This is a genomic window from Nocardioides sp., assembly GCF_047602075.1.
Lineage (GTDB): Bacteria > Actinomycetota > Actinomycetes > Propionibacteriales > Nocardioidaceae > Nocardioides.
In genome coordinates this window covers 534,012-550,965 of the sequence record NZ_JASGIF010000002.1, presented here as the reverse complement: position 1 = coordinate 550,965, position 16,954 = coordinate 534,012, and the positions used below count along the sequence as shown (strand labels likewise).

Sequence of the window (16,954 nt, the reverse complement as noted above, 5' to 3'; positions counted from 1 at the left end):
GCGTCTGCCGCGGTCTTGTAGTGGCAAAGTGCCTCGTATTCGGGGCCCTCAGCCACCATAGGACCGCGGGAGATGGGTCAGCGCCACCACAGCACCGCGGCAGACCAGAGCCGAGCGGCGCTCCCTCGAAGGGCGACCTCTGCGCGTCAGGAGCCCTCGGCAAGCTCGCGGGAGCGGTTGCGGGCGGCCTCCATGGCGGCGAGGAAGGCGGCGCGGACCTTGTGCACCTCGAGCTCTCGCAACGCGGCGGCGGTGGTGCCGGCCGGTGAGGTGACCTGCTCGCGGAGCACGACCGGGTGGCTGCCGGTCTCGCGGAGCATCTTGGCCGAGCCGACAACCGTCTGCACGACCAGCTCGGTGGCGGTCGCGCGGGGCAGGCCGAGGTGCACGCCGGCCTCGATCATCGACTCGACGACGAAGAAGATGTACGCCGGCCCGGAGCCGCTGATCGCCGTCACCGCATCCTGCTGGCGCTCGGGGATCCGGACCACGCGGCCGGTCGAGCCGATCAGGGACTCGGCCTCGGCCAGGTGGGCTTCGTCGCAGTGCGAGCCGGGCGAGATGGCCGCCATCCCCTCGTCGACCAGGGCGGGGGTGTTCGGCATCACCCGCACGACCGCGACGCCCTCCGGCAGTCGGGACTCGATGAAGGCCGTCGTGATGCCGGCGGCGAGCGAGACCACGAGCTGGCCCGGGCGGAGTTCGGGGGCGATCTCCTCGAGCACGGCCGCCATGTCCTGGGGCTTGACCACCAAGGCGACGGTGTCGGCCTTGCGGGCGGCCTCCTTGTTGGAGACGACCGTGACGCCGTACCGCTCGATCAGCTCCTGCCCGCGCTCGGGGCGCTTCTCGCCCACGATCAGGTCGTCGACCCGGCGACCGGCCCGGACCAGACCGGACAGCAGGGTCTCCCCCATCACCCCGGCGCCGATAATGGCTGTCTGACTCATGAGTGGGTCCTCTACTTCTTCGAGACCAGCGACTTGAGGAAGAACGACAGGTTCTGTGGGCGCTCCGCGAGGCGCCGCATCAGGTAGCCGTACCACTCGCGACCATACGGGAGGTAGACCCGCACCGTCTCTCCCCTTTCCGCGAGTCGGCGCTGCTCGTCGGGTCGCACGCCGTAAAGCATCTGGAACTCATACGATCCCGGAGCGCGCCCGTAGCGGCTGGCCAACGAGCTGGCGACCTCGATCAGCCGCGGATCGTGGGTGGCGATCATCGGGTGGCCTTGGCCGCCGAGGAGCACCTTGAGGCACCGCACGTAGGACCGGTCCACCTCCAGCCGGTCGGGGAAGGCCACCCCCGGCGGCTCGGCATAGGCGCCCTTGCAGAGCCGGACCCGCGAGCCTTCGTGGGCGAGTGTCCGGCAGTCGGATTCCGTGCGGTGCAGGTAGGACTGCAGCACCGCGCCGGTCTCCGGGAAGTCCTTGCGGAGCTGGTGCACGATGGTCAGCGTCGAGTCGGTGGTGGTGTGGTCCTCCATGTCGACCGTCACGGTGGTGCCCGCGTTGCGGGCGGCCCGGCAGATGATCCGCGCGTTGTCCAGCGCCACCTGCTCGCCGGTCGCACTCTCGTCGCCTTCCAGCGCCGAGCCCGCCAGCGCCGACCCCTCCAGCGCAGCGCCTTCCAGGGCCTGGCCGATCGCGGAGAAGCTTGACCGAGACCTCGGCTCGGCGGGCGAGTCCGCGCTCGGCGAGCCCGTCGAGCAGGTCGAGGTACGCCGCCACGTTGGCGCTCGCCTGCTCGAGGTCCGCGACGTCTTCACCGAGATGATCGAGGGTCACGTGGAGGCCGTCGGCGACCAACTGCTCGGTGACGGCCAGCGCGGTCTGGGTCGTCTCGCCGGCGACGTAGCTGCGCACGATGCCCGAGGACACCGGCATCGTGCTGACCAGACGCTTGACCTGCTCGCTGCGGGAGAGCAGCAACAACGGCTCGCGGAGCACGAGGGCCCCCTCTCGTCGACCCGGTTCAGACGATCGTCAGGCTACGCGGTGCGCCGCCGCAAGGTCGCGGCGCCCGCGGCAAGGACCGCGACGACGAACACCGCCACGATGCCGAGGTTGCGCCACACCTCGCCCGTGTCGGTGGAGGTGGTCAGCGTGGTCATCGCGTCGACGGCGTACGACAACGGCAGCACGTCACTGATCGCGCCGAGCACGTCGGGCAGCCGGTCGCGCGGCACGAGCAGGCCACAGAGCAGGATCTGCGGGACCACGACAGCCGGCATGAACTGCACCGCCTGGAACTCTGTGCGCGCGAAGGCGGAGACGAAGAGCCCGAGCGCGGTGCCCAAGACGGCGTCGGCGACGGCCACAACGGTGAGCAACCAGACCGGCCCGACGACATCCATGCCGAGCAGACCGACACTGACGGCGACGGCAAGAGCGGACTGGACGGCGGCCGTGAGACCGAAGGCGATCGCATAGCCGAGCAGGAAGTCGAGCTTCCCCATCGGCATCGCCAGCAGTCGCTCCAGGGTGCCGCCCGAACGCTCGCGGAGCGTAGTCACGCTGGTGACGAGGAACATGATGAAGAACGGGAAGATCGCCAGCAGGCCCGGTCCGATCCGGTTGAAGGCGATCACCGGGCTGTCCTTGAACATCCACCACAGCAGCGCCATCAGCAGGGTGGGCAGCAACAGCAGCATGACCAGGGTGCGATGGTCGCGACGCAGCTGGATCAGCACACGCCCGGCCACGGCCAGGGTGATCGACGGACTCATCGCGCATCCCCCTTCCCAGCCGCGTCGCCGGGACTGTCCCCGGCCGAGGAGACGAGGGCCAGGAACGCACTCTCGATGTCGCCGGACCCGGTGCGCTCACGGATCTCCGCAGGCGTGCCGTCGGCGATGATCACGCCGTCGCGCATCAACAGCAGCCGGTCGCACCGGTCCGCCTCGTCCATCACGTGACTGGAGACCAGCACGGCCGTGCCGGCGTCGGCCAACTGGTGGAAGATCGTCCACAGCTCCTGGCGCAGGACCGGGTCCAGGCCGACGGTCGGCTCGTCGAGGACCAGGAGACCCGGCTCGCCGAGCAGCGCCACCGCCAGGCTCACCCGTGAGCGTTCCCCACCACTGAGCCGGTCCACGACCTGGCTCTCGTGGCCGCCCAGCCCGACCGCCTCCACCACGCGCCCGACGGCGCGCTTGTCGAGACCGCGGACTCGGGCGAAGAAGCGGAGGTTCTCGGCGACCGACAGGTCGTCGTACACGCTGGCGGCCTGAGTGTGATAGCCGATCCGACTGCGCAGCGACGGCGCACCGCCGGGCTGACCGAACACCCGGACCGTGCCGGACCGGATGCGCTGCACGCCGACCAGACAGCGCATCAGCGTGGTCTTGCCGCAGCCGGACGGGCCGAGCAGGCCGGTGACGCCGCCGTCGATATCCAGGTCGAGGCCGTGCAGGACCTCGCGTGGGCCGCGTACGACGACCAGGTCGCGCAGCTCCACCGAGTTATTCATCATATGTGGAATTCTACTCGCGCCGACTCGCCCGCAGCAAGCTGCCCGGTCAGAGGGCCGGATCAGGGCGCGGGGACAGCGAGGTGCTCCCGGGCGAACTCCAACGACTCGACCAGGTCGCGCTCCCGCTCTGCGGCGTCGGTGGCCCGGCGGGTGTTGATCTCCACGACGACGTGTCCGTCGAAGGCCCGGGCGGCCAGATGCCGCAAGAAGGCGTCGGCACCCATGGTGCCCCGACCGGGGACGAGGTGCTCGTCCTTGGCCGATCCGGTCCCGTCCGTGAGGTGGATGTGCCGGAGCCGTGGGCCCATCCGCTCGGCCATCGCGATCGGATCGGTCTGGGCGATCGCGGCGTGGGAGAGGTCGATGGTGGTGTTGGCATAGGGCTGCAGCGAGGTGTCCCAGCCGGGGAGGTACATCTCCAGGCCACGCTTGGAGGTCGCCCGCCAGGGATACATGTTCTCCACGGCAAACACCATGCCGGTGGAGTTCTCCAGGGCGGCGATGCCGTCGACGAAGCCGGCGGCGTACTCCCGCTGCCACCGAAACGGCGGATGCACCACGACGACATCGGCGCCCACGGTCGCGGCCATCTCGGCCGAGCGCTCCAGCTTGCCCCAGGGGTCGGTGCCCCAGACCCGCTGAGTGAAGAGCAGGCAGGGCGAGTGCACCGCGCTGACAGGGATGCCGTGATGCTCGGACAGCTGCCGCACCGCCGAGACCTGCTGGCTGAGCGCGTCGATGCCGACCATCACCTCGACGCTGTCGTAGCCGAGCCGCGCCGCCCAGTCGAAGCCGTGCGCCGTCGACTCGGGGTAGGTGGAGGCGGTCGAGAGGCCGACCTTGGACACCGTCACCGTGAGTTCACCTGCCTCCAGGCTCAAACGGGGCGGTCGCCGAGCACGCTGATCTGGTCGAGGCGCTCCAAGATCACGCCCTCGCGCAGCGCCCACGGACAGATCTCCAGCTCCCTGAGGTCGAAGATGTCCATGCACGCCTCGGCGACGAGGGCGCCCGGCACGATCTGGTGGGTCCGACTCGGCGAGACCCCGGGCAGGTCTCGCAGCTCGTCGCCCGGCATCTCGATCAGTCGCGGGATCCAGTCGCTCAGCGTCTTCAGCGGTAGGGTCCGCGCGATCAACGGGCCGGCACCCGAGGGCGCGGCACCGCAGATGCGCGCGAGAGAGCGGAATGTCTTCGACGTGGCCGCGGCGCGGTCGGGCGCTCCCGCCCGGAGCAGGTGGCCGGCGCTCTCGGCGATGTCGGCGCGAATCTGTCGGCGGATGTCGCGCAGCTCGTCCGCGCTCGGCTTCGTGCTGAACCACTGCCGCGCCAATCGGGCAGCGCCCAGGGGCAGCGACCAGGCGACGTCCGGTGCTTCGTCGGAGCCACCCGCGATCTCCAGCGAGCCGCCACCGATATCGAAGACCGAGAGCCGACCCGCCGACCAGCCGAACCAACGGCGCACGGCGAGGAAGGTCAGCCGGGCCTCGTCCTCGCCGGACAGCACCTGGATGTCGACACCGGTCTCCCGGTGCACGGTCTCCAGCACGACGTAGGAGTTGCTGGCGTCGCGGACCGCCGAGGTCGCGAAGCCGAGCATCTCCGAGCAGCCCTTGTCCTCTGCCACCACCAGCGCGGAGGCGACGAAGTCGGTCAGCGCCTTGACGCCCGTGCTCGACACGGCACCATCGGCGTCGAGGTGCTCGGCGAGGCGGAGCGGCTCCTTGTGCGAGAAGGCCGGCAGCGGTGCGGCACCACCGTGGGCATCGACCACGAGCAGGTGTCCGGTGTTGGAGCCGATGTCGAGGACGCCCAGACGCATGGGAACAACCTACTCGTGCGATGTGGTGCACCTGCGGGGTACATCCAGGACCTATGGGGATGTCCACCGTTGTGGGGTCTCTGGCCTGTGCTCCCCGGCCTGGAGTGGCGGGCTACCGTTTCCCCGTGCCCGAGGTTGATCTGGACTTCCCCCGCGCGTGGATCGAGTTCCGCGACCCGGCCGAGGAGGGACCCGCGAAGGAGCAGGTGTTCCGCTGTGACCTCACCTGGCTGACCTCCTCCTACCAGTGCATCTTCGGGCAGGGCTGTCGCGGCATCTACGCCACCTCCCCGGACGTCGGCTGCTGCGCTCTGGGCGCCCACTTCAGCGACAAGGACGACGAGCGCCGCGTGGCGTCGTACGTCGCCCAGCTGACGCCGGAGCTCTGGCAGCTCCGACCGGACCGCGCACGAGTGCGCCGGAAGGACTGGATCGAGACCGACGAGGACGGGTCGGCGAAGACCAAGGCCGTCGATGTCGAGGGACAGAGCGCCTGCATCTTCCACAACCGGCCGGGCTTCGCCGGTGGCGCCGGCTGCGCGCTGCACTCCCTCGCCCTGCAGCAGGGTCGCCATCCCCTCGAGACCAAGCCCGACGTGTGCTGGCAGCTGCCGATCCGACGCAGCTTCCGCACCGTCGAGACGCCGGACGGCGAGACCTACACGGAGGTCTCGATCGGGGAGTACGACCGACGCGGCTGGGGCGCCGGCGGCCACGACCTGGACTGGTACTGCACCGGCAACACTGAGGCCCACACCGCCGTCGAGCCGCTCTACATCAACTCCAAGGCCGAGCTGGTCGAGCTGATGGGCCAGGCGGCGTACGACGAACTCGCACGGCACTGCGACGCCCACCTCCGCTCCCGCTCCCTCCTCGCCCTCCACCCGGCCGATCCCGCTTGAGGCGTTGTGCCGTCTGCCGCGGTCCTATGGTGGGGAAATGCGGCTCTGAGGGCCAGTTTCCCCACCACAGCACCGCGGCAGTGAGCCAACCCATCCGGACGTCGCAACATTCTCGACGTCAAGAAAACCCAACCCCGCCGCAGAGACCGTGAGGGCGTCCAGCGAGAATCTGGTCATGCGCCTGGACCATCTCTCGTACGCCGCCGGCCCTGGCGGACTCGCAGCAACCGCCCAGCGCATCGGGGACCTTCTCGGGCGACCGTTCTCCGATGGAGGCGTGCACCCACGCTTCGGCACCCGCAACATGATCATGCCACTGGCCGGTCACACCTACCTCGAGATCGTCGAGGTGCTCGACCACCCCGCCTCCGACAAGGCGCCCTTCGGCCAGGCCGTGCGGGCCCGGTCGGCGCTCGGCGGCGGCTGGCTGGGCTGGGTCGTCGCTGTCGACGACATCGGGCCGATCGAGCAGCGCCTCGGCCGGCAGGCCGTCGACGGGAACCGGCACCGCCCCGACGGGACGGAGCTGACCTGGAAGCAGATCGGGGTCAACGGCCTGATCGCCGACGCGCAGCTCCCGTTCTTCGTGCAGTGGCTGACGCCCGACTCGTTGCACCCGAGCACCGGAGCCGACGGGGAGTACTCCCTCTACTGCTTGGAGATCGCCGGCGACCCGCAGCGGGTCAGCGAGTGGCTCGGCGAGTCCGTCGAAGCGCCGCTGGAGGACGTCAAGGTCGAGTGGGTGGCCCCGCACGGCACCCCCGGCATCACCGCCGTGCAGGTGCAGACCCCCACGGGGATGGTCCGCATCTGATCCCCGCGGGGACGGTGCGGAGCCCCAACATCTGGGAGCACCCCGCCACCTACGAGCTGGAGAACCGGGCCGTCGACCCTGACGGCCGGATCGAGTCGGCGATGCGTGAGATCGCCGACTGGACCGGGCGAGATGTCCTCGATCTCGGCTGCGGCACCGGCTTCCACCTGCCCGGCTTCGCGGCCGACTGCCGCACGGTCACCGGGGTCGAGCCGCATCCCGACCTGGTCGCCATCGCCAGGCGTCGGGTGCGCCGGCACGCCAATGCTCAGGTGCTGCAGGGCACAGCCCAGCGGGTGCCGCTGCCCAGTCGGTCGGTGGACATCGTGCACATCCGCTGGGCCTACTTCTTCGGGCCGGGCTGCGAGCCGGGCCTGGCCGAGTTGGAGCGAGTGGTACGCCGAGGTGGGACGGCCTTCGTCATCGACAACGATCCGACCCGGTCCACCTTCGGTGCCTGGTTCCGCCGCGGCTACCCGCACCTGGATCCGCCGGAGGTGGTGGAGCGGTTCTGGTCGACCCGGGGCTGGCGGCGAGCCCCACTCGAGGTGAGCTGGCGGTTCACGGATCGCGGCGACTTCGAGGACGTCGTACGCATCGAGTTCCCGCCCGACACCGCCGCCTGGATCCTCGATCACCACGAGGGCGCCGAGGTGGACTACGCCGTCAACCTGTGGAGTCGCACGTTCTGAAGACGTCTCCTGGTGCGTACGACGCATATGCCGTTCGTTCACACCAGTAGCCAGCACCGACCCTCAGCTCGACCCGCGCACGACCAGGCTGGGCTCCAACAGCACGCCGGAGCTGGACGCCCGTGGGATGGCGAGCAGGCCCTGCAGCGCGGCGACCACCTCGACGGCGACCTGCTCCAGAGGCTGCCGCACCGAGGTCAGACCGCCCGGGATCAGCTGGGCGGCCTGCGAGTCGTCGAAGCCCACCACGCTGATGTCGGCGCCGGCGCGGAGTCCTCGCTCGGCGAGCGAGTGCAGCACACCCAGGGCGAGTGTGTCCGAGGCACAGACGAAGGCCGAAGGCGACGCCTGCTCCAGCAGCGCTGCGGCGGCCTCCCGACCGGCGGCTACGGTGTCGTCGACGCGGGCCGCCAGCCCGTCAGTGGGCAGACCGCCGTCGGCGAGGACCCGACACCAGCCCGACCGCCGGTCCTCGCCGATGAAGGAGCCCTTGTGGAAGCCGATCCAGGCGATCCGCGAGTGCCCGCGCTCGACCAGGTGCGCGGTAGCCAGCGCCACCCCGGCCGCGCCGTCCACGTCCACCCAGGGGTGGGTCACCTCGGGCTGACTCCACGGCCGCCCGAAGGCGACGAACGGCGCTCGGCGCGCCGCCAGCCACGCGGTCTCCGGCGAGCCGGCGAAGGTGTCGGTCACCACGAAGCCGTCGACGGCGTTGGAGCGGAGAAGCTCGTCGTAGGACGACGCAGGGTCCTCGGCTGCGGCGAACAGCAGCACGTGGTAGCCGGCCTCCCTGGAGGTATCCACCAGGGAGTGCACGAAGCGATCCATCGTCGCGTTGGCGGTGCCCTCCTGCGCCGGCGCGAAGCAGAGGCCGATCTGGTGGGACAGCCGGGTGCGCAGGTTGCGGGCGGCGCGATTCGGCGAGTAGCCGAGGTCCTCGATCACCGAGAGGACCCGCTGCAGCGTGGCGGAGCGCAACAACTCGGGGTTGTTGACCGCGTTGGAGACCGTCTGCCGGGACACACCTGCCCGCTCGGCCACATCGGCGAGCGTGGGCGCCTGGCCGGCGAGGCCGTGCCGAGCGGCGGGAACCGTCCGGGCCATACCTCCCCCTTGATCGTTCCAATCGTCACGATACAGGCGCCTTCGGGCGCGACTGTCAGCGGGTGACCGGTGGGTGCTCGAGCCGATCTGGTGCGCGGTTGTGGGGCGTAGGTGTCCGGTAGACCGGGCACTCAGCACCCACAGGGGCGCGGGAGACGCAGGATGTCGGAGGGTCCGGCTAACGTCCGGGCCGTGAGCATCAGTCAGGCCGGGTCTGGTCCGGCAGGAGTCCGCATCGGTCGAGCCAAGGCGCGGGCCAGCTATCGCTGCGCCGAGTGCGGTTGGGAGACCGGCAAGTGGGTGGGTCGGTGCAGCTCCTGCCAGGCCTGGGGCTCGGTCGTGGAGGAGTCCACGCCCCAACTTCGAAGCAAGGCCGGACCGGTGACCGCGCCAGCGGTGCCCATTGCGCAGGTGGCGGCGTCGGCGGTGGCCTCGAGGTCGAGTGGCGTCCCCGAGCTGGACCGGGTGCTGGGCGGCGGGCTGGTCGAGGGGGCCGCGATCCTGCTGGCCGGCGAGCCGGGTGTCGGCAAGAGCACGCTGCTGTTGGAGGTTGCCGCGCAGTCGGCCCGCTACCACCATCGCGCGCTCTACGTCACCGGCGAGGAGTCGGCCGCCCAGGTGCGTCTGCGCGCCGACCGCACCGGCGGCGTGCACGAGGACCTGTTCATCGCGGCCGAGACCGATCTGGGCGCGGTGCTGACCCATGTCGAGGAGGTCCGACCGACCCTCTTGGTGATCGACTCCGTGCAGACGATCGCGGCCAGCGGCACCGACGGCGTCCCGGGGGGCGTGACCCAGGTCAAGGAGGTGGCCGCCGCCCTGGTGCGGGTGGCGAAGACCCGCAACATCACGACCGTGATGATCGGCCACGTCACCAAGGACGGCGCCATCGCCGGGCCGCGCGTGCTCGAGCACCTGGTCGACGCTGTCTTGCACTTCGAGGGCGAGCGCACCTCGCGCTTCCGGCTGGTGCGGGCCGTCAAGAACCGCTTCGGTCCGGTCGACGAGGTGGGCTGCTTCGAGCTTCTCGGCTGACGGGATCGCCGCGGTCGCGGACCCGACCGGCCTGTTCGTCGAGACCCACCACCGACAGGTGCCGGGCACCTGCGTCGCGGTGACCATGGAGGGCCGACGGCCACTGCTGGCCGAGGTGCAGGCCCTGGTCACCAAGTCGGCGACCGAGCGCCCACGCCGGGTCACCTCCGGCCTGGACTCCTCCCGGGTGGCCCTGGTCGCCGCGGTTCTCCAGCAGCACTGCCGGCTGCCCCTGCACGGCCGCGACATCTTCGCCTCCACCGTCGGCGGGGCCCGGTTGTCCGAGCCCGCCGCTGATCTGGCCGTGGCCGTGGCGATCGCCTCCGCCTACATCGGTGTCGCGCCACCGGCAGGCATCGTCGCCATCGGCGAGCTCGGCCTAGCCGGCGAGCTCCGTCGGGTGCGCGATCTGCCTCAACGGTTGGCCGAGGCTGCTCGGCTCGGCTTCCGCACCGCGCTGACTCCCGTCAACCCCAGCCGGGCCGACCCGACCCGACTCTCCCGGTCCACGACCGACGGACTGAGCGTGATCGAGGTCGCCGACGTGGTCGAGGCGCTGCGCATGCTCGACGTGCGCCGCACCTCCCAATAGACCAGCTCACACGGGCTGCGCGGGAGTGCCGCCCCGCCGACCCGCCGTACCTCTCGATGCCACCATGTGCAGGAGGAGCGCACGTCGGCGCAGTCACCTAGACTGACCCAGCCGATGCCGCCCGCGGGCTTGGTCGGCGATGTCGACACGGCGGCCCTGGTCGCCGAGAGGGGAACGGGGGCGTGGCCGGGAGCGACCGAAGTGAGGAGAGTCTGCGCTTGCGCGCGACGCTGGCGTCGATCGCGCCGGGCACACCGCTGCGGGACGGGCTGGAACGGATCCTGCGCGGCCGCACCGGCGCGCTGATCGTGCTGGGCTACGACCGCACCGTCGAGCAGATCTCCACCGGCGGCTTCACGCTGGACGTGCCGTTCACCTCCACGGGCCTGCGCGAGCTGGCCAAGATGGACGGCGCGATCATCCTCGACCGGGACATCACCCGCATCCATCGGGCAGCGGTCCATCTGATGCCCGACCACAACATCTGGTCCGACGAGACCGGCACCCGACACCGCACCGCCGATCGCGTCGCTCGGCAGACCGGCTTCCCCGTGATCTCGGTGTCCCAGTCGATGCAGATCATCGCGGCGTACGTCGGCTCCACCCGGCACGTCTTGGAGGGCTCCGGACAGATCCTCTCCCGCGCCAACCAGGCGCTGGCGACCCTCGAGCGCTACAAGCAGCGCCTCGACGAGGTGGCCAGCACGCTGTCGGCGCTGGAGATCGAGGACCTGGTCACCGTCCGAGACGTCGCCGTGGTCGCCCAGCGGCTGGAGATGGTGACCCGGATCGCCGCCGAGATCGAGGACTACGTCCTCGAGCTGGGCACCGACGGCCGCCTGCTGGCGCTCCAGCTCGAAGAGCTCGTCACCGGGGTCGACGCCGAGCGGGAGCTGGTCATCCGCGACTACCTCCCCGGGGGTCGGCGCACCAAGTCCCCCGACAAGGTGCTGGCCAGCCTGGAGGCGCTCAGCTCGATCGAGCTGGTCGACGCTGCGGCGGTCTCCCGAGCGCTGAGCATTGGAACCGGCGAGCACCTCGACGCCGCGGTGGCGCCGCGGGGCTACCGGCTGCTGGCGAAGGTGCCCCGCCTCCCACCCACGGTGGTGGATCGTCTCGTCGAGCACTTCGGCACCCTGCAGAAGCTCCTCTCGGCCGGGATCGACGACCTTCAGGCCGTGGACGGCGTCGGCGAGCTTCGCGCCAGAAGCGTCCGCGAAGGCCTCTCCCGGCTCGCCGAGTCGAGCATCCTCGAACGCTACGTCTGACGCCCGCTAGCTCATCGGGCCCAGCTCAGTCGTCGTTGCCCGACTTGTAGGGCGCGAAGGTGGCGACATCGGGGCTGGGCGTGATCGTCTCGGGGGTGCGCTTGCCCAAGTAGAACTGCTGATCGGCGGGTTCGCCGTCGAAGGCCGCCACAGCCACGTGGTAGTAGCCCGGCAGGGCCCAGTCCTGCTCCCCCGGGCAGCCCGGCGCCGAGCGTCGCGACGACCAGGTGACCGCGGCCCAGGTGGGGGTCTTCTGCCGGAGCACCAGATCCTTGGTCCCCACCGCGCGCGGGCAGTCCAGGCTTGACCAGATGTTGTCCGAGCCCGAGGTGATCTTGAAGGTCATCGAGTCCGCGGAGAGCTGCCAGGTGCAGGCCGGCGAGGTGCGCGTGCCGAGCTTGAGCCTGATCGTGACCGGCCCACCGCCCATGGCGTGCTTGACGACGGGCTGGATCGCGACGTCACTCGCCTCGCATGGCCCGTCGGGCTTGGGCAGCGGAGTCTGGTGCGGTCGGTGGGACCGACCCTGGTGGCGCCGCTGCTTGACGGGAGCGGACGAGTCCGAGGCGGCGGGGCTGGTCTGGGACTCCTCCGCCGCGGCCGGATAGGCCTGGTTGTCCGGGCCTGAGGAGGCGTCGCTGCCTCGGCGCAGCAGGCTGCCGATGCCGACCACCAGCGCAAGAGCGGTGCCGAGGACGAGCAGGCGGCGCACCCAGTAGACGCGAGCCGGCAGTCGTCCCCGGGGACGCGACAGCGAGCTCATGCGCAGCACGCTAGCCAGCCGGGGCGGCCTGATCGTGGTGCCACACCGCAGCTCGCCTCAGGCCCTCTCATCACGACGGCGTGGCGCGGTCTTCTACCCTCGACCGGTGAGCACCGACCATCGTGCGCTGCACGGCGCCGTGCTGAGGTGGTACGACGCCCACGCGCGCGAGCTGCCCTGGCGCAGCGAGAGCGCCACTCCCTGGGCAGTGCTGGTCTCGGAGTTCATGCTCCAGCAGACACCCGTCTCCCGGGTGCTGCCCGTCTACGAGCAATGGCTCGAGCGATGGCCGACACCGGCGGCCTTGGCCGAGGAGCCAGCCGGAGAGGCAGTGCGGGCCTGGGGTCGGCTCGGCTACCCACGTCGGGCCTTGCGTCTGCACGCCGCAGCCGTCGCGATCGTGGAGCGACACGGCGGCGAGGTTCCCTCGGACCATCAGGCCTTGCGGGCGCTCCCGGGCATCGGCGACTACACCGCCGCAGCCGTCGCAACCTTCGCCTTCGGCCAGCGTCACCCGGTGCTGGACACCAACGTCCGGCGAGTGTTCGGTCGCCTGGTCACCGGTGTCGAGCTCCCGCCCACCTCGGTCACTGCTGCCGAGCGCGCCCTCGCCACGGAGCTACTGCCCGACGACGACAGCGCACCGGCGTGGTCGGTGGCCGTGATGGAGCTCGGCGCGCTGGTGTGCACGGCCGGCAAACCCGAGTGCGAGCGCTGCCCGGTCCAGCACGACTGTGCGTGGCAGGCGGCCGGGCGGCCGGCGTACGACGGACCTCCGCGTCGCGCCCAGGCCTGGGCCGGCACCGATCGACAGTGCCGTGGCCGATTGATGGCCGTGGTCCGAGACAGCGACGGCCCGGTGCCGAGCAGCCGACTCGCCGAGGCCTGGCACGAGCCAGCCCAGCAGGCTCGCTGTCTGGCCAGCCTGGTCGACGACGGCCTGCTGGTGCGGGTGTCGACAGATGCCTACGCGCTGCCCTGAGACCGGTGGAACGTCATTCTCTCCGGTCGCCCGAGCGACCGGAACCGATGACGTGCGCCGACCTCACTCCGCCTGGCGGTCCTGGTCGGGGTCGAGGGAGCCGAGCGCGTCGTCGAGGTCCACGCCACCGAGGTCCACGTCTGCGGTCTCGAAGGGCGGCAGGTCGGGCAACTCGGCGACCTTCTGGCCGCTGAAGGTGAAGGTGGCCTCGGCGCCCTCCCCCTCGACGTCGACCAGCACCAGCTGCCCCGGGCCGACCTCGCCGTAGAGCATCTTCTCGGCAAGCACGTCCTCGATCTCGCGCTGCACGGTCCGGCGCAGCGGCCGGGCGCCGAGCACCGGGTCGAAGCCGCGGGAGGCCAACAGGTTCTTGGCCGCCTGGGTCAGCTCAAGCGCCATGTCACGGTCCTTCAAGCGCAACTCGACGGCAGCAATCATGTTGTCCACCATCGAGACGATCTGCGCTTGCGACAGCGGCGGGAAGACGATGATCTCGTCGACACGGTTGAGGAACTCCGGCCGGAAGTGCTGCTTGAGCTCCTCCGACACCTTGTTCTTCATCCGCTCGTAGGATCCCGCCGCATCACCGGCCTGGTTGAAGCCCAGGTTGATGCCCTTGGCGATGTCACGGGTGCCGAGGTTGGTGGTCATGATGATGACGGTGTTCTTGAAGTCGACCACCCGGCCCTGGGAGTCGGTGAGCCGGCCCTCCTCCAGGATCTGCAACAGGCTGTTGAAGATGTCGGGGTGGGCCTTCTCGACCTCGTCGAAGAGCACCACCGAGAATGGCTTGCGGCGCACCTTCTCGGTCAGCTGGCCGCCCTCTTCGTAGCCCACGTAGCCGGGCGGGGAGCCGAACAACCGAGAGACGGTGTGCTTCTCGCTGAACTCGCTCATGTCCAACTGGATCAGGGCGTCCTCGTCACCGAAGAGGAACTCCGCCAGCGACTTGGACAACCAGGTCTTGCCGACACCGGACGGTCCGGCGAAGATGAACGACCCGCCGGGACGCTTGGGGTCCTTCAGGCCCGCACGAGTGCGTCGGATGGCCCGGCTGAGCGCCTTGACGGCCTCTTCCTGGCCGATGACGCGCTTGTGCAGCTCGTCCTCCATCTTGAGCAGCCGGGTGGACTCCTCCTCCGACAGCTTGACGATCGGAATGCCGGTCGCCACGGCGAGCACCTCGGCGATCAACTCCTCGTCCACCTCGGCGACCTCGTCCATGTCACCGGCGCGCCACTGCTTCTCACGGTCGGACTTCTTGGCGATCAGCTGCTTCTCCTCGTCGCGCAACCGCGCCGCGAGCTCGAAGTCCTGGCCGTCGATGGCCGCTTCCTTGCGCTGACGCACCTCGGCGATCTTGTCGTCGTACTCCCGCAGATCGGCGGGCGCCGTCATCCGGCGAATACGCAGCCGCGACCCGGCCTCGTCGATGAGGTCGATCGCCTTGTCGGGCAGGAAGCGGTCGGAGATGTAGCGGTCGGCCAGCGTCGCCGCCGAGACCAACGCCTCGTCGGTGATGGTGACCCGGTGGTGGGCCTCGTAGCGGTCGCGCAGGCCCTTGAGCATCTCGATGGTGTGCGCGATCGACGGCTCGGCCACCTGGATCGGCTGGAAGCGCCGCTCGAGGGCGGCATCCTTCTCGAGGTACTTGCGGTATTCGTCCAGGGTGGTCGCGCCGATCGTCTGCAGCTCGCCGCGGGCCAGCATCGGCTTGAGGATCGAGGCAGCGTCGATGGCGCCCTCGGCCGCACCCGCACCTACGAGGGTGTGGATCTCATCGATGAACAGCACGATGTCGCCGCGCGTGCGGATCTCCTTGAGCACCTTCTTCAAGCGCTCCTCGAAGTCACCGCGGTAGCGCGACCCGGCGACCAGGGCACCCAGGTCGAGGGTGTAGATCTGCTTGTCCTTCAGCGTCTCGGGGACGTTGCCCTTGACGATGTCTTGGGCGAGGCCGGCCACGATGGTGGTCTTGCCGACACCGGGCTCGCCGATCAGGACAGGGTTGTTCTTGGTGCGACGGGACAGGATCTGCATGACCCGCTCGATCTCGGGCTCACGCCCAATCACCGGGTCGAGCTTGCCCTCTCTGGCCGACTGGGTCAGGTTCTGGCCGAACTGGTCGAGCACCAGCGAGGACGACGGGGCCTCACCGCCACTGCCGCCGGTGGCGGCACCGGCCGTGGCCGACTCCTTGCCCTGGAAGCCGGACAGCAGCTGGATGACCTGCTGACGGACCCGGTTGAGGTCGGCGCCGAGCTTCTGCAGCACCTGCGCGGCCACGCCCTCGCCCTCGCGGATCAGGCCAAGCAAAATGTGCTCGGTCCCGATGTAGGAGTGGCCGAGCTGCAGCGCCTCGCGCAGGGAGAGCTCGAGCACCTTCTTCGCGCGCGGCGTGAAGGGGATGTGGCCGCTCGGAGCCTGCTGCCCCTGGCCGATGATCTCCTCGACCTGGGCGCGCACTGCCTCGAGCGAGATGTCGAGGCTCTCCAGCGCCTTGGCCGCGACACCCTCACCCTCGTGGATCAGGCCGAGCAGGATGTGCTCGGTGCCGATGTAGTTGTGCGAGAGCATGCGGGCCTCTTCTTGGGCCAGCACCACCACGCGACGGGCTCGGTCAGTGAACCGCTCGAACATGTAAGCCTCGAATCTCCTCGAACTCCGGTGTCGCCCGCGCGCACCGGGCCGCTCGGGTCAGGCGCACGTAGGCGACAGTGGGTTCAACTCTGCCCCCAGCCTACGTGTTCCCGGCGGGACGGGTTCCGAGATGCGCTCAGAGCGAACACGTTCCCCGCGCCCGCGCAGCGTCGCACCGTGCCGCGCTGTGCGCGGATCGTCGATCCGCGCATTCTGCCGAGGTCGCCCCAGCACGCGGTGGAACAACAAATGCGACGGTACGCCGGGGTGACCATTCGCGGCCGAATCGGTCAACTGAATGGCGACCCAATGCCGTCGGTCGACACCATTAACCAGGGCGGACACTTGTTGTCGCCTGTGGTGAGCGCACAGCGATGTGCCGGTTGCGATGACCGCGGTTTTGCAGCGGATCCAGCAATCTGCCCGCGTCGCCGGGGACAATCGCGCTCGACGGCGATCAGTGGGCCGCGTCGAAGGCCTTTCGGATCTCAGCGGAGACACGGCCGCGGTCAGAGACCTCATAACCGTTGCTGCGTGCCCAGTCACGGATCTCGCGGCTGCTGGGGCCGAGACTCGTCACGGAGGCCCGGCGGCCACGACGGCTGGCGGAGCCTGTCTTGCGAGCGTGACCGACATAGTGCGCCAAGGCCTCACGCAATGCCGCGGCATTCTTGTCGCTGAGGTCGATCTCGTAGTTCGTGCCGTCAAGACCGAACGACACCGTCTCGGCCGCGCTGTCGCCGTCGATGTCGTCGATGAGAACGATGTTGACCTTCTGAGCCATGGATTTCGTTCCTTTGGGTCAATGGGAGAGATGGATACTTTCGAAACCTTAGCAGCCACGACGAATTCGGGTAAACATGGCA

Annotated in this window: 15 protein-coding genes and 1 pseudogene; 6 read left to right on the top strand and 10 right to left on the bottom strand. The window is 69.8% G+C overall.

What is annotated here, in order from left to right; translation table 11 throughout:
* Positions 1 to 146: 146 nt before the first annotated feature.
* From proC to QM714_RS15300, 6 genes are all read right to left on the bottom strand, one after another.
* Positions 147 to 950, bottom strand: coding sequence for a pyrroline-5-carboxylate reductase (gene proC, locus QM714_RS15325; RefSeq protein WP_415102084.1), 804 nt, complete (start codon positions 948 to 950; stop codon positions 147 to 149).
* An 11-nt stretch (positions 951 to 961) separates the two neighbouring features.
* The gene (locus QM714_RS15320) at positions 962 to 1,768 is read right to left on the bottom strand and encodes a proline dehydrogenase family protein (RefSeq protein ID WP_415102082.1); all 807 of its coding nucleotides are present in this window, start codon (positions 1,766 to 1,768) and stop codon (positions 962 to 964) included.
* Positions 1,769 to 1,990: 222 nt separating this feature from the next.
* A complete protein-coding gene (locus tag QM714_RS15315) occupies positions 1,991 to 2,728 on the bottom strand; it encodes an ABC transporter permease (RefSeq protein ID WP_415102080.1) in 738 nt (245 codons plus the stop codon).
* Positions 2,725 to 3,471 carry an ABC transporter ATP-binding protein gene (locus QM714_RS15310; protein ID WP_415102078.1) on the bottom strand — a complete coding sequence of 249 codons (747 nt, stop codon included), beginning with the start codon at positions 3,469 to 3,471 and terminating at the stop codon, positions 2,725 to 2,727. The genes QM714_RS15315 and QM714_RS15310 overlap by 4 nt, the downstream gene beginning before the upstream one ends.
* A gap of 62 nt (positions 3,472 to 3,533) precedes the next feature.
* Entirely contained in the window at positions 3,534 to 4,322 is a 789-nt protein-coding gene (locus QM714_RS15305) for a sugar phosphate isomerase/epimerase family protein (RefSeq protein ID WP_415103040.1), read from the bottom strand.
* A gap of 29 nt (positions 4,323 to 4,351) precedes the next feature.
* The gene (locus QM714_RS15300) at positions 4,352 to 5,296 is read right to left on the bottom strand and encodes a Ppx/GppA family phosphatase (protein ID WP_415102076.1); all 945 of its coding nucleotides are present in this window, start codon (positions 5,294 to 5,296) and stop codon (positions 4,352 to 4,354) included.
* A 125-nt stretch (positions 5,297 to 5,421) separates the two neighbouring features.
* Here QM714_RS15300 and QM714_RS15295 point away from each other — a divergent pair, with 125 nt between their 5' ends.
* The 3 genes from QM714_RS15295 (at position 5,422) to QM714_RS15285 (ending at position 7,704) form a co-directional block, all read left to right on the top strand.
* A complete protein-coding gene (locus QM714_RS15295) occupies positions 5,422 to 6,198 on the top strand; it encodes a hypothetical protein (protein WP_415102074.1) in 777 nt (258 codons plus the stop codon).
* A gap of 175 nt (positions 6,199 to 6,373) precedes the next feature.
* A complete protein-coding gene (locus QM714_RS15290; protein WP_415102072.1) occupies positions 6,374 to 7,012 on the top strand; it encodes a VOC family protein in 639 nt (212 codons plus the stop codon).
* A gap of 14 nt (positions 7,013 to 7,026) precedes the next feature.
* On the top strand, positions 7,027 to 7,704 hold the full coding sequence (locus QM714_RS15285) for a class I SAM-dependent methyltransferase (RefSeq protein ID WP_415102070.1): 678 nt from the start codon (positions 7,027 to 7,029) through the stop codon (positions 7,702 to 7,704).
* A 63-nt stretch (positions 7,705 to 7,767) separates the two neighbouring features.
* Here the strand turns inward: QM714_RS15285 and QM714_RS15280 are convergent, their stop codons facing one another.
* On the bottom strand, positions 7,768 to 8,808 hold the full coding sequence (locus QM714_RS15280) for a LacI family DNA-binding transcriptional regulator (protein ID WP_415102068.1): 1,041 nt from the start codon (positions 8,806 to 8,808) through the stop codon (positions 7,768 to 7,770).
* 234 nt (positions 8,809 to 9,042) lie between these two features.
* Here QM714_RS15280 and radA point away from each other — a divergent pair.
* Both radA and disA read left to right on the top strand, forming a co-directional pair.
* Positions 9,043 to 10,435, top strand: a pseudogene (gene radA / locus QM714_RS15275) (DNA repair protein RadA).
* A 212-nt stretch (positions 10,436 to 10,647) separates the two neighbouring features.
* Positions 10,648 to 11,703 (top strand): DNA integrity scanning diadenylate cyclase DisA, encoded by a 1,056-nt coding sequence (gene disA / locus QM714_RS15270; RefSeq protein ID WP_415103039.1) that lies wholly within the window; start codon positions 10,648 to 10,650, stop codon positions 11,701 to 11,703.
* Positions 11,704 to 11,728: 25 nt separating this feature from the next.
* On the opposite strand, the gene QM714_RS15265 is transcribed toward disA, so the two are convergent.
* A complete protein-coding gene (locus tag QM714_RS15265) occupies positions 11,729 to 12,466 on the bottom strand; it encodes a hypothetical protein (protein ID WP_415102066.1) in 738 nt (245 codons plus the stop codon).
* A 106-nt stretch (positions 12,467 to 12,572) separates the two neighbouring features.
* On the opposite strand from QM714_RS15265, the gene QM714_RS15260 reads away from it, so the two are divergent.
* Positions 12,573 to 13,448: an A/G-specific adenine glycosylase gene (locus tag QM714_RS15260; RefSeq protein ID WP_415102064.1), complete on the top strand. Its 876-nt coding sequence runs from the start codon at positions 12,573 to 12,575 to the stop codon at positions 13,446 to 13,448.
* A 63-nt stretch (positions 13,449 to 13,511) separates the two neighbouring features.
* On the opposite strand, the gene QM714_RS15255 is transcribed toward QM714_RS15260, so the two are convergent.
* Both QM714_RS15255 and QM714_RS15250 read right to left on the bottom strand, forming a co-directional pair.
* Positions 13,512 to 16,088, bottom strand: a complete 2,577-nt coding sequence (locus tag QM714_RS15255) for an ATP-dependent Clp protease ATP-binding subunit (protein ID WP_415102062.1) — start codon at positions 16,086 to 16,088, stop codon at positions 13,512 to 13,514.
* Positions 16,089 to 16,545: 457 nt separating this feature from the next.
* A complete protein-coding gene (locus QM714_RS15250; protein ID WP_415102060.1) occupies positions 16,546 to 16,872 on the bottom strand; it encodes a histone-like nucleoid-structuring protein Lsr2 in 327 nt (108 codons plus the stop codon).
* Positions 16,873 to 16,954 lie beyond the last annotated feature (82 nt).

Excerpts from the sequence above, each read along its gene's own strand:
- proC (WP_415102084.1), bottom strand. The coding sequence starts at position 950 with ATGAGTCAGACAGCCATTATCGGCGCCGGGGTGATGGGGGAGACCCTG.
- QM714_RS15315 (WP_415102080.1), bottom strand. The coding sequence starts at position 2,728 with ATGAGTCCGTCGATCACCCTGGCCGTGGCCGGGCGTGTGCTGATCCAG.
- QM714_RS15310 (WP_415102078.1), bottom strand. The coding sequence starts at position 3,471 with ATGAATAACTCGGTGGAGCTGCGCGACCTGGTCGTCGTACGCGGCCCA.
- QM714_RS15300 (WP_415102076.1), bottom strand. The coding sequence starts at position 5,296 with ATGCGTCTGGGCGTCCTCGACATCGGCTCCAACACCGGACACCTGCTC.
- QM714_RS15290 (WP_415102072.1), top strand. The coding sequence starts at position 6,374 with ATGCGCCTGGACCATCTCTCGTACGCCGCCGGCCCTGGCGGACTCGCA.
- QM714_RS15280 (WP_415102068.1), bottom strand. The coding sequence starts at position 8,808 with ATGGCCCGGACGGTTCCCGCCGCTCGGCACGGCCTCGCCGGCCAGGCG.
- QM714_RS15265 (WP_415102066.1), bottom strand. The coding sequence starts at position 12,466 with ATGAGCTCGCTGTCGCGTCCCCGGGGACGACTGCCGGCTCGCGTCTAC.
- QM714_RS15255 (WP_415102062.1), bottom strand. The coding sequence starts at position 16,088 with ATGTTCGAGCGGTTCACTGACCGAGCCCGTCGCGTGGTGGTGCTGGCC.
- QM714_RS15250 (WP_415102060.1), bottom strand. The coding sequence starts at position 16,872 with ATGGCTCAGAAGGTCAACATCGTTCTCATCGACGACATCGACGGCGAC.